The organism is Lacinutrix sp. YIN62, from assembly GCF_057219185.1.
Genome location: NZ_JBXVVH010000010.1, coordinates 64341 through 87886 on the forward strand (window position 1 = coordinate 64341; position 23546 = coordinate 87886).

The following is a 23546-nucleotide window of genomic DNA, read 5'->3' on the forward strand; positions in this document are numbered from 1 at the left end:
TTACAAAGCATCGACAAACTAAAGAAACGCTGTTCTATTTTCCTATTTCGCTTTCCTTCTTTTTTTTAATGTACCCTGAATGATTTCCATTTTCTGTGTATTTAAAGGGTAAAAAAACAAAATAAGCACTCCCAACATTATAAAAACAGCTGGAATGATGCTCATATTCAATTTTATGCCATGGAGCATTTCTTCTGTTTTAATTAAAGCTTGTCCATCATAATTATAAATATTTAATACCAACAATGTAATAGCGCCCGCAACGCCACTACCAAATTTCATTGCAAATGTTCCAGCAGAAAAAATTAAACCCGTTGCGCGTCTCCCATTCGTATATTCGGAATAATCTGCAACATCACCGAGCATTGCAAAAAACAATACCGGCATTAAACCCGCTCCAAATTCCGAAAGCATCCCTAAGATAAAAACTCCACCAACATTTGTGTCCTCTAAAAAATAGATTAATGATACAGTAACTGCAGAAAAGATTATAGCAAATATAAACAGCCTTACCTTACCCATTAATTTTGTTAAATAAGGCGCAAAAAGGGTAGAAATCATAGAGATTAACAAGAGCGCCAATAAATACAACCCTGCAAGACCATTAGCACCTCCCCATCCTGATAAATTTCTAAAAAAATGATGATTACTCTTTACGTAATGCGTAAAGTAATACATAACAGAACTCCCTTTTATAATATTATAAGTGACAAATACAAAGCCCAAAAACAATAGAATAAACCAAGCTCTATTTTTCGCTAAATCTTTAAAATCGTCTTTAACATTTGTCGTTTCAACTTCTAATTCTGAAACGCGCTCTCTTGTTGTTATAAATGTAATGATTGAAAAAGAGGCCAAAATAAAAGCTAAAACATACATTGTATATTGATACCCCAAGTTCTGATCCCCTTTACCCAAAAAATCCACTAATGAAATAACACCTATTGTTGCAATTACTCCTCCTAAATAAGCGCCAAAAAACCGAAATGAAGACAGTTCTGTTCGTTCCTTAACATCTGCTGTCATCACTCCCATTAAAGCTGAATAAGGAACATTATTGGCGGTATATGCCAAGGTATAAAATATTGATGTTCCATAGGCCCAAATCAGTTTCCCCGATAAACTTAAGTTTGGAGTTGTAAATTGAAGGATCAAAGCCACCCCAAAAGGCAACGCCGTCCATAATAACCAAGGCCTAAACTTCCCCCATTGGGTTCGAGTTCTATCTGCTATTACCCCCATTATTATATCTGTAATCCCATCCCCTAATCTTACCACCAGAATCAATAAAGCTACAGCAGAGGTCCCTAAGCCAAAAACGTCTGTATAAAAAATAGGTAAAAATGGTCCGATTGTACGCCAAGCGATGTTGGCAGCAGTATCTCCCAAAGCATAACCTATTTTTTCTTTAAACGTTAATGAATTAATTCTTGACATAGTTACTTATATTTTTAAGAGTTACGTTTTGTTAGGTTACAACTATTAAGTATTGCTTGTTTTTTAGTTTTCAAGAAATTTACCAATAATCTTTCAAAACTCACGCCCACATTCTATACGTTTTGGGATATCCCATAAAAAAAGGCTTCCTAAATTATTAGGAAGCCTTTTTTTATAATTCATTTTATGAATTTTATTTTTCTTTTACTGGAGTGTTAAGTGATTTACTCATTTCCATAGAAATTGCAGAACGGTCAAATTTAATTTTACCGGCCATTGTTTCAATAACGCAGCTACTATCTTTATCATTAAGCTCTGCGATTTTGCCATGCATTCCACTTTTAGTAACAACTTTATCTCCTCGCTTCAATTCTGAAGCAAAGAGCTTCTCTTTCTTAGCACGTTTCATTTGTGGTGCTATCATAAAGAAATAAACGACACCAAACATTAAAATGAATGGTAAAAACTGTGTGATGTTTTCCATTACTTAACTACTGGAGATGCAGTTGGAACTGCTGGTTTTTTAGGTGCATTTGGATCTGGCTTTACAAAAGCAGAAATTCTAACTGTTTCTCTTCCTTTTTCTGTATTAGCAGTTACAGTAACTGTTTTAGAAACTTTATTCGCGCCTTTACCATTAAATTTCACAGTAAAACTACCTGCTGCTCCTGGAGCTAATGGCTCTTTTGACCAATCTTTAGGGATTGTACAACCACAAGAACTCTTAATATCTGTAATTACTAAAGGAGATTTCCCTGTATTTGTATAATTAAATACCGTTTCTACATTTGTTCCTGAAATGATTTCTCCGAAATCGTGATCTACCTTATCAAATTTTATCACTGGAAAATTTGATGCATTAGCATCTCTTTCTGCTGCTGCTTCTACTTTTTTATCATCTACTTTTCCTGCTGCATCGTCTTTACATGATGTAAAAACCATTAAGCAAATTGCGCTGAATAGGAGTACTACTTTTTTCATAATTTCTTATTTATTTTTTGTTATCAATTAACTTTTAAGGCGGTAAAAATAATAATATTTTTTTATTTACATCAAACCTCTCCCGACTTTATTTAATTTACCCGATTCTTGATAGTCTTTAACCAACTTATCTAAAATTCCATTTATAAAAATACTACTCTTAGGAGTCGAATATTCTTTAGAGATTTCTAAATATTCGTTAATGGTTACTTTTGTTGGTATGGATGGGAAACTCTTTAATTCGCAAATCCCCATTTTTAATAATACTTTATCTAATGAAGCAATACGATCTGCATCCCAATTGGTTGTTTTACCTTCTATTTCGTTTAATAATCCACTTTGATTAAGTAAGGTTTTTCGAAATAAATCTATTGCATATTGTTTATCATCTAGATCTTTGTACAATTTGGGTAGAAAGTGAAATTGATCTGATGTGTTTTTAACCTTCCTTAGCAATTTCAATATTGTAGTATTTACGGTAGGTAAATCATCCAGCCAGGTTAAGTTTTTATCTTCCAAATAGTCATACAACTTCTCATTAGGCGCTATAATATCCTTAAAAACATCGATCAAAAACTCTTTATCTTCTTTAAAACTAGAAGTTCTTGTTTCCATATAGGTTTTATAAAGCTCGCTTTTTAGAATGGCTTTAAAAATAAGATCAACATATTCATCGTCTAATTCCCAATTTCTAACATTTTGAGATATAAATTTAGCATTCAGCTGCTCATTATTCTTAAGCATTTGAAGCACTTCATTATTAATAAATTTACAATTGGGATTTTTTTCTTCTTTGGTTGCTAAGTATTTATTTTGTGTTTTCGTTAAATGACTTTCTGCTCGTTTTTGTACTTCGATCATTAATGACATTAACAACAAATATAGGTTATACATATTATCTATACTGTAAAGCAAGAATTTCTGATCTTTAACAAAGCTATCGCTTTCTGTACCTTGAAATGCATATAGCACTTGCATTACTTTTACTCTAATGTGTCTTCTACTTAACATCTTTACAAAGAACTTTTAATATATTTATCATTAAAAAAGGGCAAAAGTTAAAATAACTTTCGCCCTGCAAAAATAGTCTTTTTTATGAATTACTTATGCATTCATATTCTCTTTTTTTCTTGCATCTATTCTTCCTTGTGCAATATTTAACGCTGCTTGATGAGAAGTGATATCATTAGCTTCTGCATTCGTTAGAATTTCTAATGTTGTATTGTATATATTCTCTGTTTTTCGCATAATTTCCGTTTTACCGTAATTTTCTAATTCTGCGTATACATTTATGATACCGCCTGCATTAATTAAAAAGTCTGGAGCATATACAATCCCCTTTTCTTTAAGCATTTGCCCGTGTTTATTTTCGTCTGCCAATTGGTTATTAGCTGCTCCTGCTATTACTTTTGCTTTAATATTATTAATTGTTGCATCGTTAATAGTTGCTCCCAAAGCACAAGGCGCATAAATATCAACCGCTTCACTATAAATATCTTTTCCAGTATAAATGGTAGCGCCATATTTAGCACTTACTTCATTTAATCGCGCTTCATTAATATCGGAAATAATAACTTTTGCACCTTCATTTGTTAAATGCTCTACTAAAGACTCTCCTACATGCCCAATACCTTGTATAATAACAGATTTATCTTCTAACACATCGGTTCCAAATTTATACTTTGCTGCTGCTTTCATTCCCATAAAAACGCCATAAGCTGTAATTGGTGATGGATTTCCAGCCCCACCTTTAGCTTCAGAAATACCAGTAACATAAGGCGTTACCTCGCGAACTAAATCCATATCGCTGGTTTCCATTCCAACATCTTCTGCTGTAATATATTTTCCGCTCAAAGAATGCACAAACTCTCCAAAACGCTTCATTAAAGCTGGTGTTTTTTGAGTTTTAACATCGCCTATAATAACAGCCTTACCGCCACCTAAGTTTAATCCTGTAATTGCCGACTTAAAACTCATACCACGAGATAAACGCAAAACATCATTTAATGCTTCCCATTCATTATTATACTGCCACATTCTAGTGCCTCCTAAAGCAGGTCCCAATACCGTATTATGAATACCAATTATTGCTTTTAATCCTGTATCTTTGTCATTGCAAAAAACTATTTGTTCATGACCGTCAAAGGATAATTGCCCAAAAACTGGATCTATTTTGTGTAATTCGTTTGTGTTAATAACTTCTGAAATCATTTAAGTTTTAATTAAGTTAGTTTAAGCTGCTAATTACTAATTATGTAAAAACAACGGGTAAAAATAATCTAATATTAGTTTTATTGCAAAAATATAGGCATTAATTTACGAAAATGTTAACTAAACACCTTATTTCAATCTGGAAATGAAAGAATTACAGCATCTAAAAAAATATTTTTATAAGTATAGAATTCAGCTAGTTATAGGAATTATCATCACTATAAGCTCAAATTTATTCAGAGTATTCGTACCTAAACTGATAGGCTCCTTAGTAGACATTGTTAATCATCAGGTCCAAAACCCTAATAATGATATTACTAACTACAAAAGCGAGCTCTTAAAGTACATTCTTATAATTATTGCAACTGCTATAGCTACTGGGATATTAACCTTTTTTATGAGACAGGCCATTATTAATGTCTCCCGATTTATAGAGTATGATCTCAAGAATGAGATTTATAAACAATATCAAAAGCTATCCTTAAATTTTTATAAAAAAAATAGAACTGGAGATTTAATGAATCGCATTAGTGAAGACGTTGGTAAGGTACGCATGTATACTGGCCCAGCAATTATGTATGGTATTAACACTATAACACTATTTGTTGTCGCTTTATTTTTTATGTATAGACAAGCTCCGACGCTTACTTTATATACCATTATCCCTTTACCAATCTTATCTATTCTAATCTATAAAATTAGCAAACAGATTCATAAACGAAGTACTGCTGTACAGCAATACTTATCTAAATTATCTACATTCACTCAAGAAACATTTAGCGGCATATCTGTTATAAAAGCCTATGGTATAGAACCACAAACTGCATTAAAATTTAATACCTTATCCATAACGAGTAAAGAAAAACAGCTAAGCTTAGTAAGAGTACAAGCTTTCTTTTTTCCAATGATGATACTACTTATTGGTATTAGTAACCTTCTTGTTATTTATATAGGAGGAAAACAATATATGGATGGTATAATTTCTTTAGGAACCATTATTGAATTTATAATTTATGTAAATATGCTAACTTGGCCTGTTGCAACAGTAGGTTGGGTAACTTCTATTGTGCAACAAGCAGAAGCCTCTCAAAAACGTATTAATGAATTTCTAAAAGTAGAGCCTGAAATTAAAAATACGATTGAAGAGCCTTCTACTATAAAAGGAGACATTGTATTTAAGCATGTACATTTTACTTATGACGACACGAACATTCAAGCATTAAAAGGCATTAGTTTTAAAGTGAATGCAGGAGAAACCTTAGCTATAATAGGAAAAACAGGATCCGGGAAATCTACCATTTTAGATCTTATTGGGCGTTTATACGACATCAATAAAGGAAGTCTTTTAATAGATGAAGAAAATGTTGATAAACTCAATTTAAACAGCTTGAGAAATGCCATTGGTTACGTTCCGCAAGACGCCTTTTTATTTAGCGATACAATAAACAATAACATTAAATTTGGTAAAGAAGAGGCTTCTGACGCAGAAGTTATTACAGCCGCTAAAGAAGCAGAAGTACATGAAAACATCATAAAATTCACCAAACAATATGAAACTGTTTTGGGAGAACGAGGAATCACCTTATCTGGCGGGCAAAAACAACGTGTGTCGATAGCACGAGCGATTATAAAAAAGCCTCAAATTTTATTGTTTGATGATTGCTTATCTGCTATAGATACAGAAACTGAAGAAAAAATATTAAAAAATATTGACACGCTTTCTGTAGGCAAAACAACAATAATTGTAAGTCACCGAATTTCTTCGGCTAAAAATGCAGACCAAATTATCGTTTTAGATGGTGGTAAAATTGTACAGAAAGGGACTCATAAAACCCTTATAAACACAGATGGATACTACAAAGAGCTTTACTTAAAACAATTAAATGCAAAAGAAATGCTATAATTTGTTGTATGGTTTCATTTTTTTTTAGATTTTTGAGTCTATTAAATTTATAACTATATAAAAATCAAAAACGATGCACAATAACGAGATGATGGAGAAAGAGGAGATTTATTCAAAAGTTTTAAGAGCAGGAAGACGCACCTACTTCTTTGATGTTAGATCCACTAAGGCAGGAGATTATTATTTAACGATTACAGAGAGTAAAAAGTTTACTAATGATGATGGATCGTTTCACTATAAAAAACACAAAATCTATTTATACAAAGAAGATTTTAATGAATTCAATAGCATACTTCAAGAAATGACAGATTATGTTATTGCAGAGAAAGGAAATGAAGTAATTAGTGATCGTCATCAAAAAGATTTTAAGAAAGAGTATGATACCCCTCTTACAAATACAGAGGCTAAACCAAGTTCTGAAGCAGCAGAAAGTCGCTTTACAGATATAGATTTCGACGATATATAGTTAACTTAACAACAAGAAAAAAAACCGCTACTTAAATTTAATTTAAGTAGCGGTTTTTTTATTTTTTATAAAGTCTGCTTATATAAAAACAAATAACTTTGATTTAACACTAGTAATGAGTAAATTAGAGGACTAACCAACTTTGTTATGCGCTATTTTTCAATTCTATTAGGGGGCTTTCTATGCCTATTCCATTCTATATCATACTCTCAAGACCATAAAGAATACCCTGCCGATAGTTTAAACAAACTGTTATCCGAAGCAGAAGAATACCTCAAAGTATACGAATATTCAAAAGCCATTAAAAATAGCTTTAAATTAGTAGAAGAAGCACAGAAGAGCAATAATCTATACTACGAATTTCGAGGATTCACAGAACTAGGCTATATACATCATTTAATAAAAGATACAGTAAAAGCCAGAATGTATCAAGAAAAGGCCTTAAAAAAAGCAATTCAAATTAAAACCGATAGCTTAATTGCATGGGCATACAACGATCTAGCTAATGTACAGGTGGTAACACAACTCAATTATAAAAAAATGATTGGCTACTACTTAAAAGCTATTGAGATTAGTAAAAACAAACCATCAAGTTACATTCCGGTTCCTTCATATATGAATATAGCCGAAGCCTACCTACTTGTTAAACAACCTAAAAAAGCTTATCCATATTTAATAAAAACACAAAAATTATTAAACCAGCAAAAGCATCATGAGATTATGTATTTAAACCTCAATATTCTTTTTGGGTGTTATTATAATTCTATTGGCTTATACGACAAAGCTATAACAGCTTTAGAAACATCTGTAGACTTAGCTGAAGAACAATATTTTAATCAAGCTTCAAAAGTTTTTAAACATTTACATCGGGCTTATGAAAAAAAACATAATTTAAGTAAATCCAACTATTATCTAAAAAAATTACATGAAATAGATGCTAAGATACATCTTTTGGAAAAGGAGATTTTATTAACAGAAATCAATGCCAAATTTGAAGTAAAAATGTATCAAAACGAATCGCAAGCGGCTAAAAAAGAACGTGATTTTTCTAAAAAAATGGTGCAAAAATCAAAATTCCTCAATATTCTTTCCACTATATTATCTGTAATTTTACTAATAGGCTTAATCGCCATATTTGTATTAGCTAAAAATCGAAAAAAATACATTAATCAGCTCTCCAAAAAAAATAAAGAACTTGTAGAAGCCAAAAACAAAGCAGAACAACTTTCTAAACTAAAAACACAATTCTTTTCGACTATAAGCCATGAAATAAGAACGCCACTTTATGGTGTTATTGGGCTTTCTTCAATATTATTAGAAGATAAAGAACTTAAAGACTCTCATAAAACGGATTTAACATCGTTAAAGTTCTCTGCAGATTATTTGCTCGCATTAATCAATGATGTTTTAATGCTAAGCAAAATGGAAAGCAATGGTATTAAACTTGAAAAACTGCCCTTTAACTTAGACACTCTTATAAACAGTATTACACAGTCTTTTGCTTTTGGCCTAGAACAAAACAACAACAAAATCATAATAAATGTAGATTCTAAAATTCCTAAAGCATTAATTGGAGACTCTATTCGCTTATCGCAAATACTAATGAACCTTATTGGTAACGCTGTTAAGTTTAATGAAAATGGAACGATATGGGTTAAAATAGAATTACTTAAAATAACAGAACAAGGCAAATACCTTTCTAAATTTACTATAGCAGATGATGGCATTGGTATCCCTCTAGAAAAACAGAATTCTATATTTGATGAATTTTCGCAAATACAAAATTCAAATTATAACTATCAAGGTACAGGGTTAGGCTTACCAATAGTTGTAAAACTACTAGCCTTACACGGTAGTAAAATACACTTAATAAGTAAAGCTAATGAAGGCGCTACATTTAGTTTTACACTGCCTTTAGAAGCTAGTCTAACAAGTACAAACACCTCCTCGAGATGTTCAAGTTTACTGGACACCACTACTGAAGATCATTTTGAAAACTGTTTAATTCTTATTGTTGATGACAATAAAATTAATCAAAAAATTACTAAAAAAATATTAGAAACTAAACATTTTAAATGTGACATAGCTAGTAATGGCGAAGAAGCCATAGTACTGGCTAAAAAAAACAATTACCACCTTATTTTAATGGACATTAATATGCCCAAACTAAATGGTTATGAGACGACAATATCTATTCGTTTATTTGACAAACAAACCCCTATAGTTGCTCTAACTGCTGTTGAAGCAGATGAAATAAGACAAAAAATAATTGCAGCAGGAATGAATGACCTCATTCTAAAACCTTATGATAATTCACTGTTTTTTAATACCATTTTAAAAAACATAAATAAAGGACACTAATTTTTAGAGAATCAATCTAACTAACAACACTTCCGTTTGCCACAAGATGATCTGGATTTAATAAAATAACATCCTTCCCATTCACAGCACCTAATATTAGGCATTCACTCATAAATTTAGCGATTTGTTTTCTTGGAAAATTAATTACCGCTATAATCTGTCTATTCAACAATTCATCCTTTGTATACAATGTTGTAATCTGTGCAGATGATTTCCTAATACCTAGACCTCCAAAATCTATAGTTAATTGGTATGCCGGGTTTCTCGCTTCTGGAAAATTGTTAATCTTGATAATAGTTCCTACACGTAAATCCACTTTTGTAAAATCTTCAAATTGTATTGTATTTTTCATATAATAAATGTACTTATTTTTCACATTAAATTAAGTATTACTTAGTTTTTACAAGCTATTTTATAGAAAACAAAACAATGCTTATTTTACTTTTCGTTAGTGGTTTTAGTATCTTAGTCTCTTAATAAAAGCTATTATGACACAATCTACAGAGCAGCTACCTCAAAATAAAGATCGCATTAAACTCCCTTTCACATTTAACACCGATAAAATGCTTGCTGAATTTGAAGCCTTAAAACTTAGTAATTTTGAATACTATAATGTTATACAATTATGTGCTCCTGCGCATTTGGTTGACACTTCCCTACCCTTTCCGCCTCCTGCTAGCGATTATGCAGATGGTTCTTGGACAGATTGGATGGATACTCCCGAACTTATAAAGTCCCCGTATTTAATGAGCATTATCGATACCTTTCGGAAGCATACCAAAGTCACACTAGTTAGACTACTCCGTTTAGCACCTGGTTCTGTTGTAAAAGAACATACAGACCCTACTTTAGGTCTTGAAGTTGAAAAATCGGTTATTAGACTAACCATCCCCATTCTAAATAAGGAAAACATAACCTTTTTTTTAAATCACACTCCTGTCCCAATGAAACCAGGAGAATGCTGGTACTTAAAACTTACAGACCCACATAGCGTGAACAATTATGGAAGTACAGAGCGTGTTAACTTAACAATAGACATGATTCCTAACGATTGGATTCGTAAAATCATTACCAATAGTTAAAAAAGAAAAACAATTACAACGTATCTTTTCGCTTCTTATAATTTTTGATAAACCGTTTAGCCCTCCTGTTCCCCGTATTATACTGTAGCGCTTTCTTGTAATGATCTAACGCTCGAAGGCTATCGCCCACACCCAGATAAGCTTCAGCCAAACTATCGTACACATTATCACTAGTGGGATACAATGCCACATTAATCTTGAAAACCGCGATGGCTTCTTGGTATTTTTTTTCTCGCATTAACTTATAACCAAAACTATTGAAAGCCCGCTCACTTAAAAAAATACTTAATGAATCTTGTTTTTGAATTTCTAAATAACCAGCTAGTGCTTTTTCATAATTCTTTTCTTTTAAATACATACTGGGCACCTTAAAAGAATCCGAGACTTTTTTATAATCATAGGAAACAATGTCTTTATCTGCTTTCGATATTTTTGACAGATATTGTGTGTCAGTCTCTGGTTTTATCACAAAATGAAGTATTGCGTTCATTTCTATTACAGAGAATTTGTTTTCATCTAAAACAATCGGCTTGATTCGCTCTGCGCCTCGCCATTTTAAGAATAACTCATTATCTTCATAGTACACATCTACAACCTCATCTTGGCTATATAAATAACGCCCTGAAGTTTGTTCTATAAATTCAGGAGTATATGTAATACTTTTTGAACAACTAAATATAAAAGCTACCTGAAATAAAAAAAATAAAGCTTTGTTTTTCATTTTTGATTGATTGATTAAAAATACAACTATTAAGCGCAAAAAAAAGCGTCTCATGTACATGAGACGCCAAAATTATATTTATGTTACTCTTATTTTATAAAAACAAAAAATCCACTTATTCTTATAAAATTATTTTATTTACTTTACATCCATCAATTCTAAATCGAAAATTAGAATAGCATTTGGAGGAATTACACCGCCAGCACCTTGAGCACCATATGCCAAGTCACTTGGAATTACAAAACGTGCTTTATCACCTACACTTAAAAGACCAATACCTTCATCCCATCCAGGGATTACTTGTCCTGTTCCTAAAGCAAAATCTATTGGAGCGTTTCTTTTATATGAAGAATCAAATACGGTTCCATCTGTTAAAGTCCCTTTATAGTGAACAGAAACTGTTTTCCCTTTTTCAGCTTTTACACCAGTTCCTTTTTGAAGAATTTGATAACGCAACCCACTATTAGTCGCTTCAAAGCCTTCTGCATATTTATTCATTTCTGCTGCTTTCGCCTCTCTTTCTGCTGCTATACGTGCTTCACGTGCCCCTTCAAAAGTTCTAAATGCTTCAATAGCATTAAAATTTTCGGCTTCTGCTCCTACGCGTACTATTTTTACTGTTTTTATTTCATCGTCTTGAGCAATAGCATCAACCACATCCTGTCCCTCAACAACTTTACCAAAAACAGTATGATTTCCATCTAACCAATCTGTAGCAACATGTGTTATAAAAAACTGACTTCCGTTTGTTCCTGGTCCTGAGTTTGCCATAGATAATATCCCAGGCCCACTGTGTTTTAAATCTGGATGAAACTCATCATCAAACTTATAACCTGGTGCACCTGTTCCTGTTCCTTGAGGACAACCACCTTGAATCATAAAATTATCAATCACTCTATGGAATTTCAAACCATCATAATAAGGTGTCCCTTGAGGTTTTACATCGTTTTCCATATTTCCTTCCGACAAAGCAACAAAATTACCTACTGTCCCCGGTGTTTTTTGATATTCTAAAGCGATTAATATTTCGCCTTTAGTTGTATTAAATTTTGCGTATAAACCGTCTTGCATTACATTGTTTTTTAATGAGCTGCAAAGATAAGCAATGATTTATGAATTACTATTTATGAGTTCTTCTTTTTTAAAGAGCCTACATTAAAAGCTTACTGTTAGGATGTTATTAAAATAACTATCGTTTTCCTTTTAGAAATCATTAAACAACGAGATCTTCGTTAACTCTAAAATTCGAGAATAATCACAGGCATATAAAACAGCTTTATGATGTCGTATAAGGTAACGCTAATTAAGATTCTATTTAATTGTTTTAACTTTCTGCTATAAAAAATAAAAGTTGAATTTCTTATTCAATAAAATAAAAAATTCAACTTAAAAAAATTAACAAATACTCTTAATTAGCGACTTCACTAATAAATTTAATACGATATAAACGTAATTCTTCATCGTCATAATCACCATCAAACTCATCTATAGCAACATCTATTTTATCGGTCTCAGACTCCATAAAATAATCGTATAGTTCTTCTTGCTGATCTTCATCTAGAATATCGTCAATCCAATAATCTATATTCAACTTTGTTCCTGAAAACACGATTGCCTCCATTTCTTTAATAAATGCAGCCATCTCCATTCCTTTTGCTGAAGAAATATCGGTTAATGGCAATTTTCTATCTACATTTTGAATAATGTATAATTTTAATCCCGAATTACTTCCTGTTGATTTCACAACCAAATCATCGGGACGGACAATTCCGTTATCTTCAACATATTTCCCGATTAAAGCGACAAAATCTTTACCATATTTTTTAGCCTTTCCTTCTCCTACACCATGTACATTTCCTAACTCTAGTAATGAAATGGGGTATTTAAGCGCCATATCTTCTAAAGAAGGGTCTTGAAAAATAACAAATGGGGGAACCCCCATTTTTTTAGCATTATTTTTTCTTAAGTTTTTAAGCATTGTCATTAATGCTTGATCTACAGCAGCGCCTTTTGATGCCGTAATAATGCTATCATCGTGGTTTTCATTAAACTGATGATCCTCTGTCATCATAAACGTCTTTGGCGATTCTACAAAATCTCGCCCTTCAGGTCTTACTTTTATAACACCATAAGTTTCTATATCTTTTTTAAGATAACCTGCTACCAATACTTGACGAATTAACGCCATCCAATATTTATCGGTTTTATAGCTTCCTGTTCCAAAAAAAGGTTTTGCTTCTGTCTTGTGAGACTTTATTAATGCGTTTTCCTTGCCTACAATCACATTTACTAAATCCTTAGATTTATACTTTTCGTTTGTAAATTGTACAATCTCTATCAGCAGCTTAACATCCTCCTTGGCTTCTTGTTGTTTTTTAGGGTGCCGCATATTATCATCCAAATCCCCACCTTCTCCTGTTGCATTATCAAACGCTTCACCAAAATAATGAAGTATAAATTTTCGTCTAGAAATAGACGTTTCAGCAAAGGCAACAACTTCTTGAAGCAAGGCCTGTCCTATTTCTTGCTCTGCTACAGGTTTTCCAGACATAAACTTTTCTAATTTTTCTATGTCCTTATATGAATAATAGGCTAAGCAATGACCTTCTCCTCCATCTCGTCCCGCGCGTCCTGTTTCCTGATAGTAGCTCTCGATACTTTTGGGGATATCATGATGAATTACAAAACGGACGTCTGGTTTATCTATTCCCATCCCAAACGCAATGGTTGCAACCACAACATCTACATCTTCCATTAAGAACATGTCTTGATGTTTTGCTCTTGTTTTTGCATCTAACCCAGCATGGTAAGGCAATGCTTTAATACCATTTACTTGCAAGACTTGGGCAAGCTCCTCTACCCGTTTTCTACTCAAACAATATACGATCCCTGTTTTTCCTTCATTTTGCTTTACAAAACGAATAATATCGGAATCGACATGCTTTGTTTTTGGACGAATTTCATAATATAAATTAGGTCTATTGAATGAGGCTTTAAATGTTTTTGCATCACTCATTCCTAAATTTTTAAGAATGTCTTCTTGTACTTTTGGAGTTGCTGTAGCTGTAAGTCCTATAATAGGAATATTGTCACCAATACGGCCAATTATAGCTCTTAGGTTTCTATATTCTGGTCGGAAATCATGTCCCCACTCACTAATACAGTGTGCTTCATCTACCGCCATAAAAGAAATTTTGACGGAGCGCAAGAAATCTACGTTCTCTTCTTTAGTTAAAGACTCAGGGGCAACATAAAGCAATTTTGTTACCCCATTTGTTATATCTTCTTTTACTTGTTTTATCTCTGTTTTGTTCAATGATGAATTGAGTACATGTGCTACTCCATTTTCATCTGAAAGCCCTCTAATGGCATCAACTTGATTCTTCATTAATGCTATTAAAGGCGACACAACAATAGCTGTTCCTTCCTTCATTAAAGCCGGTAATTGGTAACATAAAGATTTACCGCCGCCTGTAGGCATAACAACAAATGTATTCTCATTTGCTAATATACTCGTTACTACAGCTTCCTGTAAACCCTTGAAGTCACTAAAACCAAAATACTTTTTTAGGGCTAAATGTATTTCACTTTTCACTTCTTAATATTCTAGTTAATTGTAATTAATAATCATTTACATATATAAAAATACACAAAAAATATATTTATCCTGCTATATTTAATGGTCTATTTACAATTCCTCTTAATTTTTCGCTAAATTTGCGTCATATTAAACGTAATATAATACGTACCACTAAAGTAACACATCTGTTTAAACGCATCTACTCTAAAATTGAAATATTTTGAATACTAAAGACTCTATCATAAAAATAGCAAAAGAGACTATTGCCTTAGAAAGTCAGTCTATAAATAACCTTGCAAACCAATTAGATAACGCTTTTGCAGAAACTGTAGCCCTTATTTATAAATCCAAAGGTCGCGTGATTATTACTGGTATTGGTAAAAGTGCAATTATAGCAACAAAAATAGTTGCCACATTAAATTCTACAGGTACGCCTGCTGTTTTTATGCATGCTGCTGATGCAATACATGGAGATTTAGGATTAATATTAGAAGACGATGTTGTTATTTGTATTTCTAAAAGCGGAAATACTCCTGAAATAAAAGTCCTTGTCCCTTTAATTAAAAATGCAAAAAATACTTTAATAGCCATTACAGGTAACAAAGATTCCTTTCTTGGTACGCAAGCAGATTATGTTTTAAATACTTATGTTGAAAAAGAAGCTTGCCCAAATAACTTAGCTCCAACTACAAGCACTACTGCCCAGTTGGTAATGGGAGATGCACTAGCAGTTTGTTTATTAGAAATAAGAGGGTTCTCTAGTAAAGATTTTGCAAAATATCATCCTGGAGGTGCTTTAGGCAAAAAATTATATTTAAGAGTGCATGACTTATCCGCTGTGAACCAAAAACCTCAAGTTGCTCCAGACACTAATATTAAGGAGGTTATAATTGAGATCACAGAAAAAATGCTTGGTGTTACAGCTGTAGTAGATCATCAAAAAATTATTGGTATTATAACCGATGGTGATTTGCGTAGAATGCTAACTAAAGGGGGAGATTTCTCAAAATTAACGGCTCAAGATATTATGAGTAAGAACCCAAAACATATTGAAGAAAATGCCATGGCCGTTGATGCGATGGAGCTTATGGAAACCAATGGTATTTCACAATTATTAGTTGAAAAAAACGGGAACTATGCAGGTGTAGTCCATTTACATGACTTAATAAAAGAAGGAATTATATAATGGCAAAAAAAAATGTTAATGAGATGTCTTTCTTAGATCATCTTGAAGATTTAAGATGGCACTTAATTAGGATCTGTTTAGCCATAGTTATTTGCGGAACCGTTGCTTTTATGTTTAAAGGGTTTATTTTTGATGTAATCCTTTTTGGTCCTAGTAGAATGACCTTTCCAACTTACAAATGGTTATGTAGTATGGCTGAATTTATAGGTATTGAAGACACCTCTTTTTGCGGTGATAAATTCCCTTTCGATATTCAAAGTAGAACAATGGCAGGGCAATTTTCTGCGCATATATGGACTTCTATCTATGCTGGTTTTATTATAGCCTTCCCCTATGTTATGTATCAACTATGGACATTTATTAGTCCTGGAATGAGACAGTCAGAACGCAGGAATTCCAGAGGATTTATCGTTGTTTCATCTTTATTATTTTTTACGGGCGTCCTTTTTGGATATTATATTATCACCCCTTTATCTATTAATTTCTTAGGCAGTTATATGGTTAGTGATCAAGTGGAAAATAATTTTGATTTAAGCAGTTACATTGGCTTATTAAGAGCTTCTGTTATAGCATCTGGTTTTATTTTTGAACTGCCTATTATTATTTTCTTTTTAACCAAAGTAGGCCTAGTAACCCCTCAATTTCTCAGAAAATACAGGAAATTCGCACTAGTGATAGTCTTAATTTTCTCGGCAATTATAACACCGCCAGACATAGCAAGTCAAATTATAGTTGCCATTCCAATACTTATTCTATATGAAGTTAGTATTTATATCTCTAAATTTGTAATAAAAGCTCAAAAGCGTAAAATAAAAAAAGATGTCAGACTTAGTTAACGAATTCAATTCATATCGTACTAGAATGAATGAAAGCATTCTCTCCGACAATAATAAAATAATAAAACGTATTTTTAATTTAGACACCAACGCTTTTGCTGCGGGTGCATTAGATACAAAAACCAAAGAATTGCTTGGCTTAGTCGCTTCTACTGTATTGCGTTGTGACGATTGTATTAAATACCATTTAGAGGCTTGTTTCAAGGAAGGGCTTAGCAAAGAACAGGTTGTTGAAACTCTTGGTATTGCAACATTAGTAGGCGGTACCATTGTAATTCCTCACCTCAGGAGAGCTTATGAATATTGGGACGCATTAGAAGAAACGCTACGTTAAATTTTGCATAAATAATACCTTAACCCCTCTAGTACACAATTCATTTAACTATTTTTAGTATCCATATTTAGAATCTATGAAGCTTAAAGCCGAAAATTTAATGAAGTCCTACAATGGACGAAAAGTTGTAAAAAGTGTTTCTCTTGAAGTTAATACAGGAGAAATTGTTGGCCTCTTAGGACCTAATGGTGCAGGAAAAACAACCTCTTTTTATATGATTGTTGGATTAATTAAACCCAATGGAGGCGCAATTCATTTAGAAGGGACTGATATAACCAAATACCCGATGTACAAACGTGCACAAAATGGGATTGGTTACCTTGCTCAAGAAGCTTCTGTTTTTAGAAAATTAAGTATAGAAGATAATATTTTAAGTGTTTTACAATTAACTAAGTTAAGTAAGAAAGAACAATTACATAAAATGGAATCGCTAATTGATGAATTTAGCTTAGGGCATATTCGCAAAAATAGAGGCGATTTATTGTCTGGTGGAGAACGTCGTCGTACAGAAATTGCCCGTGCTTTAGCAACAGATCCTAACTTTATTTTATTAGACGAACCTTTTGCGGGAGTAGATCCCGTTGCCGTAGAAGATATACAACGTATTATTGCACGATTATCTCAAAAAAATATTGGGATCTTAATTACCGATCATAACGTACAAGAAACATTGGCTATTACAGATCGCACCTATTTAATGTTTGAAGGAAGCATTCTAAAAGCAGGGGAACCCGAAGAATTGGCTAATGATGAGATGGTAAGAAAAGTATACTTAGGTCAAAATTTTGAACTTAGAAAAACCAAAATTGATTTTTAGATAAAGACTTAAATAGCCCCCTGTTAAATAAATTTTCGAAGTCTTATAAACTTATGGGGCTTATTAAGCTTATATTTTTTTTAATGATATAAGCTTAATAAATACTCCTTGTACCTCTTAATGAAACGCTAAAATGCCCTCATAAAAGACAGGCTTATCTATACGATAACATCGTTTATTATCCCTGTTCATTCCTAAACTAGATAAGGAGCACTTTGTTTCCCTAATAAACCTGTACAAATTATTTTTCTTCTACAGTCTTACTGTTTTTTTCTTTTATTAGCTTTTTTTGGTAGCGTCCTTGCACAACATCAGTAATTACTAAAATAGCAATAACAAAATAAAATGTGGTTTTACTCATAGGTACAATTTCATTCCCAAAAAGTTTCAAATGAGCTAAGTGGCCGCCTTCTGTAATTAACATTATTCCTACTATAAATAAAATAAAAAGCCCCAACACTTCATACATTCGGTTTTTAGCTAAAAAAACAGAAATTCTATCAGCTAAGAGTAACATAAATAATCCACTAAGAACAATCGCTATGGCCATAACAATAAATGCTGTTGTTGAGTTCGCTATATCACTAGTTAATCCTATAGCTGCCAAAATAGAATCAAAAGAAAAAACCAAATTCATTACAACGATACTTACAATTGCTGCGTTTGCTGATTTACCTCTTTTGTTATCTGCTCCGTCGACTGACTGGCTTAAATCTTTAACAGAAATCATATGCCATATTTCTTTAAGGGCAGTATAAATAATAAAAGCACCGCCTGCTAAAACAATTATACTGTGTCCATTAAAAGCAAAGTGTACAACATTTTCAATTCCTCCTGTTAGCCAAGAAAATGGCTCTTGAAAAAAATCGATAATAGAAACCAAAACAAACAATAGCACGATCCTAAGAACAATAGCTATTAATATGCCTACTTTACGCACTCTTTTTTGATCGGAGATTGGTGCCTTTTTTGATTCTAAAGAGATGTATAATAAGTTATCAAACCCTAAAACTGCTTGTAACATTACAAGCATTAAAAGTGTAAAAATAATTTCAGCCATTGGTATTTATTGTTTTTTGTTTAATAAGGATAATATAATATATAATGCAATAATAAGAGGTATTGCAGCAAAATGAAGTATAACGAGTAAGATTAAACTTAATAAAATAAAAATGTATCGTATTGCATTATTCTTAAAGCCCCAGTCTTTAAACTTCAACGCAAAGAGTTTTATATTGGCATTTAGCAAATAACAACTTATAATTGACAACCCTATTAAAAACCATTTATTTAAAATAATACTATTTATTAAGTCGTTATTTTGAAATTCCAATATAAGTGGCAATGACATAATTAATAATGTATTGGCTGGTGTGGGTATGCCTTTAAAATAACTTTGTTGCTCTTCATCTATATTAAACTTTGCTAATCGGTAAGCTGATGCCAAAGTTATAAACAGACCAATTAATGCGATTGGTGCTAATTTAAAATCCCCAAAATGCAATATAGAATTCCACTCATTAGTTCCGTTTACAAATGATGACTCGTCACATGTTAATGTAATCAATTTAAACATAACAATTCCTGGCACTAAGCCACTAGTAACCATATCTGCTAAAGAATCTAGCTGAAGCCCTAAATCACTTTTTACATTTAATAAACGGGCAAAAAAACCATCGAAAAAATCGAAAAATATTCCTAGAAACACAAAAAAGGCAGCGGCTACAAAATGGTTATTTACAGCAAATAAAACTGCTATGCTTCCACTAAATAGATTAAGGAGCGTTATAAAATTTGGAATAAACTTCTTGATTGTCATTGATTAGTTTTTTGTAAAAATAGTAAAGTTTTATTTTTTAAAAGCTATTATACAATATACTCTTTAATTTAAAGTTTAATATGTATAAAAAATGTAGCATCTTTGTAAAAAAATCGCAATTGAAATTACTCTATACAATTCTTTCATTTATAGTGACTTTAGCACTATACGGACAAACAAAGTATTCTAATGAATTTATGAATATTGGTGTAAATGCAGCTGCACTAGGAATGAGCAATGCTGTTATTGCTAGTTCAAACGATGTGAATTCTGGATATTGGAACCCTGCAGGGCTAGTCCATTTAGAAGATAAACAATTAGCCTTAATGCACTCTAGCTATTTTGCAAACATTGCAAATTACGATTATGCTGCCTTTGCTATGCCTTTGGACGACAAAAGTGCTGTTGGCTTTTCTCTAATTCGTTTTGCTGTTGATGATATTTTAGATACCACACAATTAATAGACGATCAAGGTAATGTAAACTACGATCGCATAAGCTTATTTTCTACTGCAGACTATGGTTTCACTTTTTCTTATGCTCGAAAATTACCACTTAAAGGTCTTAATTATGGAATAAACGCTAAAATTATTCGTAGAATTATTGGCGATTTTGCTAACTCATGGGGATTTGGTTTAGATGCTGCTATTCAATTTGAAACTAAGAACCAATGGAAATTTGGTATTATGGCTAGAGATATTACGACTACATTTAATGCTTGGAGCTTTGATGAAGATGCCTTTGAAAGAGTACAAAATGCTGTTGAAGGGCAAAATCAAGAATTGCCTGAAACAACAGAGATTACCATTCCTAAATTACAAATAGGAGTCTCTAAAAATTTTATTTTTAATTATGATTATTCGCTTAGAACAGAACTGGCTTTAAATGTTCGATTTGAACAAAATAACGACATCTTATCTACGTCTTTTGCTAGTGTAAACCCAGCATTAGGCTTTGAATTTGGATATATAAATATGATCTATTTAAGAACAGGTGTTGGTAATTTCCAAAATGAATTACAAATAGATAATAGTGAAGACTTAACTTTTCAGCCCAGTTTAGGGGTTGGTTTTGAATATAAAGGTATTTATATCGATTATGCTTTTACAGACATAGGCGATCAAAGTGTAGCACTATATTCCAATGTGTTTTCTGTAAAACTTGATTTTAGTATTTTTAGATAGTTTTAATATGAAAAAAAATATACTTGTAACCTTTCTCCTTTTCTATTTTACATCTTACGCACAAAACACACTTTTAAAGCCTGATGCAGAAATTAGTATTATTACCGTTGGCCCAGGAAATTCATTAAATGATGCTTTTGGACATAATGCATTTAGGGTTAAAACTGGGTACACCGATATTGTTTATGATTATGGTAGGTATCCTTTTAACGACCCTAATTTTATTTTAAACTTTGCGCGCGGTAAATTAAAATATAGTCAAGGTAAAGATCAATACCGTAACTTTCTAGCTAATTACAGCTATCAAGATCGAACGATAAAAGAACAAGTATTAAACCTCTCTCCTGAGCAAAAAGAAAACCTATATCGCTTTTTAATTGAAAATAACAAACCTCAAAACAGAGAATATCTTTATGATTTCTTTTATGACAATTGTGCGACAAAAATGCGAGATGTTTCTGAATATGTTTTAGAAAACGATATTGTGTACAATACTCCTAAGTCCTATAAATCTGAAACTTTTAGAACACTTATTAATAATAATTTAAATTGGAATTCTTGGGGCTCCCTAGGCATAAACATCGCTTTGGGCTCTGTTATTGATAAGGTTGCTACGCCACGTGAGTATATGTTTCTCCCAGAATATATTTTTCAATTTTTAGAAGAAGCTACTCTAAAAAGCTCAGGACGTTCTTTGGTAAAGCAAACGGTAATAACCTACCAACAAAAAAATAATTTTAAACCGTCTTATTTTTTTTCTAGCCCTATATTTATTTTTAGTCTATTGGCTATTTTTATTATAACAATAACATACTTAGACTTAAAAAAAAGACAACGTTCTGTTTGGTTGGACATGCTCTTATTTTCTATAACAGGTAGTATTGGGGTTTTAATCCTCCTCCTTTGGTTTGCTACAGATCATACGGCTACAGCTTATAATTATAATTTATTATGGGCCTTTCCAGTAAGCTTATTATCTATATTGCAAATAACTAAAAGGAAATATCCTAAAAAATGGTTTATAGCTTATTTAAAATTATTGGTAATAATGCTTTGTTTAATGACTTTACATTGGATTATTGGAGTACAAATATTTACCCCAATATTAATCCCATTACTACTTGCTTTGCTTTTTAGATATCTTTATTTATTACGCTTCTATAGCACACACAGTTACTAATTATTGCCCTCTTAAAAAGATTACAGTACTAAGGGTTTTCACGAAAATGTTAAAATCTAAGAAAAAACTTCTGTGTTTTATATAATAAAGATCGTATTGTAATTTTACTAAACTATCATCCCTGCTAGAACCATAACGTGCCTTTACTTGTGCCCAACCTGTTAACCCTGGTTTTACAATATGCCGTGTTTCATAAAAAGGAATGACTTGAGAGAGTTCTTTTACAAATATAGGGCGTTCTGGTCTTGGCCCAATTAAACTCATATCGCCTCTTAAAATATTAATAAACTGAGGGACTTCATCTAAACGAGACGTTCTTAAAAAACGTCCAAACGCAGTAATTCTTGTATCATTTTTTTTTGCCCAAACAGCTCCGTTTGCTTCAGCATTGATTACCATGGTTCTAAATTTATAAATAGAAAATACTTTCCCATTTTTACCCACGCGCTCCTGCTTATAAAAAAGTGGTCCTCGGTTACCTATCAAATTCCCTATAACAACTAAAGGAAAGCAAATACAAGTTAGCAATATACCTAACACGGATAGTATTACATCAAGCATACGCCTGTATGCTAAATATAATTTATTCTTATTATTTCGACTAAAAGGAAAATACTTATAAAAATCTTTCCCCACAAACTGAACTGGAACGCGATAGGTTATATCTTCATATACCTGAGTATATTCTTTAATTGGAAATCCTTTTTCTAAAAGCGCTATTAAATCGTTATATATATTTGATGTAATATTTTCAGAATTATAACTCGCTACAACAATCTCTGAAATTTGCTCTTTCTCGATTATCTTATAAAGATTTTTGGGTTCATATTCGGGGATGCCTTTAAACTTTATAGCATCTTTTCTTTCTATCTCACAGTTAATAAAGCCTATAATTTTATAATTAGGATCTGCACTCTTAAATGCATTAACTATAGATTCAATATTAGAAATTTCTCCTACAAGTAGTACTCTTTTATAAAATCGCGGTAACGAAATAAAATTGATATAAGCAACTCGCCACACAAACAAAGACAATAAAATTGCTAAATAAAAATAAACAATCTCTATTCTATTATGAGGTAAAGAAGGAGTTAAAAATGGGGTAAGCAAAAAGACTAATACCGTAATAGATGTGGTTAAAATTATTGCTGTTGTTACTGTTTCCAATTTACTTGATTTTTGCAAATCGTAAAGCTCGAAAACAGTCCCAAATCCTGAAACATAAACACCTAAGACCAATACCCATATCCAATTGTTTTTGTTAATTGTAAAATAATCAAAAGCAAAGGCATCATTAAGTCCATATATTGCTATACCTACAAAAAGCAAGTCTAAAAGGCGCAAAAGCACTTTTCGTTCAGAAATTTCAAAATGTATACTATTATTAGGGTCAGTCATCATAGTATTGGTCAAATAGTAATTGTAAATATAATAAAGTAAATCTTTTG

Annotated in this window: 22 protein-coding genes; 10 read left to right on the forward strand and 12 right to left on the reverse strand. The window is 32.0% G+C overall.

Translation table 11 applies throughout. The features are described from left to right. Positions 1-42: 42 nt before the first annotated feature. The 5 genes from AC2D8I_RS08450 to AC2D8I_RS08470 form a co-directional block, all read right to left on the reverse strand. Positions 43-1437: an MFS transporter gene (locus AC2D8I_RS08450; protein ID WP_484705562.1), complete on the reverse strand. Its 1395-nt coding sequence runs from the start codon at positions 1435-1437 to the stop codon at positions 43-45. Between the two features lie 193 nt (positions 1438-1630). Further along, complete coding sequence (yajC, locus tag AC2D8I_RS08455; protein ID WP_484705563.1) at positions 1631-1921, reverse strand: preprotein translocase subunit YajC; 291 nt, start codon at positions 1919-1921, stop codon at positions 1631-1633. Next, complete coding sequence (locus AC2D8I_RS08460) at positions 1921-2418, reverse strand: DUF1573 domain-containing protein (RefSeq protein WP_484705564.1); 498 nt, start codon at positions 2416-2418, stop codon at positions 1921-1923. The genes yajC and AC2D8I_RS08460 overlap by 1 nt, the downstream gene beginning before the upstream one ends. A gap of 66 nt (positions 2419-2484) precedes the next feature. Next, positions 2485-3429: a transcription antitermination protein NusB gene (locus AC2D8I_RS08465; RefSeq protein ID WP_484705565.1), complete on the reverse strand. Its 945-nt coding sequence runs from the start codon at positions 3427-3429 to the stop codon at positions 2485-2487. Between the two features lie 93 nt (positions 3430-3522). Then, complete coding sequence (locus AC2D8I_RS08470; protein ID WP_484705566.1) at positions 3523-4629, reverse strand: Glu/Leu/Phe/Val family dehydrogenase; 1107 nt, start codon at positions 4627-4629, stop codon at positions 3523-3525. Positions 4630-4774: 145 nt separating this feature from the next. On the opposite strand from AC2D8I_RS08470, the gene AC2D8I_RS08475 reads away from it, so the two are divergent. The 3 genes from AC2D8I_RS08475 to AC2D8I_RS08485 all read left to right on the forward strand — a co-directional run bounded on the left by AC2D8I_RS08475 (position 4775) and on the right by AC2D8I_RS08485 (position 9359). Further along, complete coding sequence (locus AC2D8I_RS08475; protein WP_484705567.1) at positions 4775-6532, forward strand: ABC transporter ATP-binding protein; 1758 nt, start codon at positions 4775-4777, stop codon at positions 6530-6532. A gap of 73 nt (positions 6533-6605) precedes the next feature. Further along, on the forward strand, positions 6606-6998 hold the full coding sequence (locus tag AC2D8I_RS08480) for a PUR family DNA/RNA-binding protein (RefSeq protein WP_484705568.1): 393 nt from the start codon (positions 6606-6608) through the stop codon (positions 6996-6998). Positions 6999-7145: 147 nt separating this feature from the next. Then, complete coding sequence (locus tag AC2D8I_RS08485; RefSeq protein WP_484705569.1) at positions 7146-9359, forward strand: ATP-binding response regulator; 2214 nt, start codon at positions 7146-7148, stop codon at positions 9357-9359. A gap of 16 nt (positions 9360-9375) precedes the next feature. Here the strand turns inward: AC2D8I_RS08485 and AC2D8I_RS08490 are convergent, their stop codons facing one another. After that, on the reverse strand, positions 9376-9711 hold the full coding sequence (locus AC2D8I_RS08490; protein ID WP_484705570.1) for a tRNA-binding protein: 336 nt from the start codon (positions 9709-9711) through the stop codon (positions 9376-9378). Between the two features lie 136 nt (positions 9712-9847). Between AC2D8I_RS08490 and AC2D8I_RS08495 the strand changes: the two genes are divergently transcribed. After that, positions 9848-10441, forward strand: a complete 594-nt coding sequence (locus AC2D8I_RS08495; protein WP_484705571.1) for an aspartyl/asparaginyl beta-hydroxylase domain-containing protein — start codon at positions 9848-9850, stop codon at positions 10439-10441. Positions 10442-10454: 13 nt separating this feature from the next. Here the strand turns inward: AC2D8I_RS08495 and AC2D8I_RS08500 are convergent, their stop codons facing one another. From AC2D8I_RS08500 to AC2D8I_RS08510, 3 genes are all read right to left on the reverse strand, one after another. Further along, positions 10455-11162 carry a tetratricopeptide repeat protein gene (locus AC2D8I_RS08500; RefSeq protein ID WP_484705572.1) on the reverse strand — a complete coding sequence of 236 codons (708 nt, stop codon included), beginning with the start codon at positions 11160-11162 and terminating at the stop codon, positions 10455-10457. Between the two features lie 138 nt (positions 11163-11300). Next, positions 11301-12233: a peptidylprolyl isomerase gene (locus AC2D8I_RS08505; protein ID WP_484705573.1), complete on the reverse strand. Its 933-nt coding sequence runs from the start codon at positions 12231-12233 to the stop codon at positions 11301-11303. Positions 12234-12570: 337 nt separating this feature from the next. Then, positions 12571-14757, reverse strand: coding sequence for a RecQ family ATP-dependent DNA helicase (locus tag AC2D8I_RS08510; protein ID WP_484705574.1), 2187 nt, complete (start codon positions 14755-14757; stop codon positions 12571-12573). 205 nt (positions 14758-14962) lie between these two features. On the opposite strand from AC2D8I_RS08510, the gene AC2D8I_RS08515 reads away from it, so the two are divergent. The 4 genes from AC2D8I_RS08515 to lptB all read left to right on the forward strand — a co-directional run bounded on the left by AC2D8I_RS08515 (position 14963) and on the right by lptB (position 17915). After that, positions 14963-15928 (forward strand): KpsF/GutQ family sugar-phosphate isomerase, encoded by a 966-nt coding sequence (locus AC2D8I_RS08515; protein WP_484705575.1) that lies wholly within the window; start codon positions 14963-14965, stop codon positions 15926-15928. Continuing rightward, the gene (gene tatC, locus AC2D8I_RS08520; RefSeq protein ID WP_484705576.1) at positions 15928-16764 is read left to right on the forward strand and encodes a twin-arginine translocase subunit TatC; all 837 of its coding nucleotides are present in this window, start codon (positions 15928-15930) and stop codon (positions 16762-16764) included. Before AC2D8I_RS08515 ends, tatC begins: the two co-directional genes overlap by 1 nt. Beyond that, entirely contained in the window at positions 16748-17098 is a 351-nt protein-coding gene (locus AC2D8I_RS08525; protein ID WP_484705577.1) for a carboxymuconolactone decarboxylase family protein, read from the forward strand. Before tatC ends, AC2D8I_RS08525 begins: the two co-directional genes overlap by 17 nt. 76 nt (positions 17099-17174) lie before the next feature. Beyond that, positions 17175-17915, forward strand: a complete 741-nt coding sequence (lptB, locus tag AC2D8I_RS08530; protein ID WP_484705578.1) for an LPS export ABC transporter ATP-binding protein — start codon at positions 17175-17177, stop codon at positions 17913-17915. Between the two features lie 241 nt (positions 17916-18156). On the opposite strand, the gene AC2D8I_RS08535 is transcribed toward lptB, so the two are convergent. Both AC2D8I_RS08535 and AC2D8I_RS08540 read right to left on the reverse strand, forming a co-directional pair. Continuing rightward, entirely contained in the window at positions 18157-18975 is an 819-nt protein-coding gene (locus AC2D8I_RS08535; protein WP_484705579.1) for a TerC family protein, read from the reverse strand. 6 nt (positions 18976-18981) lie between these two features. Beyond that, positions 18982-19734, reverse strand: a complete 753-nt coding sequence (locus AC2D8I_RS08540) for a CDP-alcohol phosphatidyltransferase family protein (RefSeq protein WP_484705580.1) — start codon at positions 19732-19734, stop codon at positions 18982-18984. A gap of 80 nt (positions 19735-19814) precedes the next feature. Between AC2D8I_RS08540 and AC2D8I_RS08545 the strand changes: the two genes are divergently transcribed. Both AC2D8I_RS08545 and AC2D8I_RS08550 read left to right on the forward strand, forming a co-directional pair. After that, a complete protein-coding gene (locus AC2D8I_RS08545; RefSeq protein WP_484705581.1) occupies positions 19815-20918 on the forward strand; it encodes a putative type IX sorting system protein PorV2 in 1104 nt (367 codons plus the stop codon). Positions 20919-20925: 7 nt separating this feature from the next. After that, on the forward strand, positions 20926-22098 hold the full coding sequence (locus tag AC2D8I_RS08550) for a lipoprotein N-acyltransferase Lnb domain-containing protein (protein WP_484705582.1): 1173 nt from the start codon (positions 20926-20928) through the stop codon (positions 22096-22098). Here the strand turns inward: AC2D8I_RS08550 and AC2D8I_RS08555 are convergent, their stop codons facing one another. Next, on the reverse strand, positions 22099-23499 hold the full coding sequence (locus tag AC2D8I_RS08555; protein WP_484705583.1) for a sugar transferase: 1401 nt from the start codon (positions 23497-23499) through the stop codon (positions 22099-22101). Between the last annotated feature and the right edge of the window lie 47 nt (positions 23500-23546).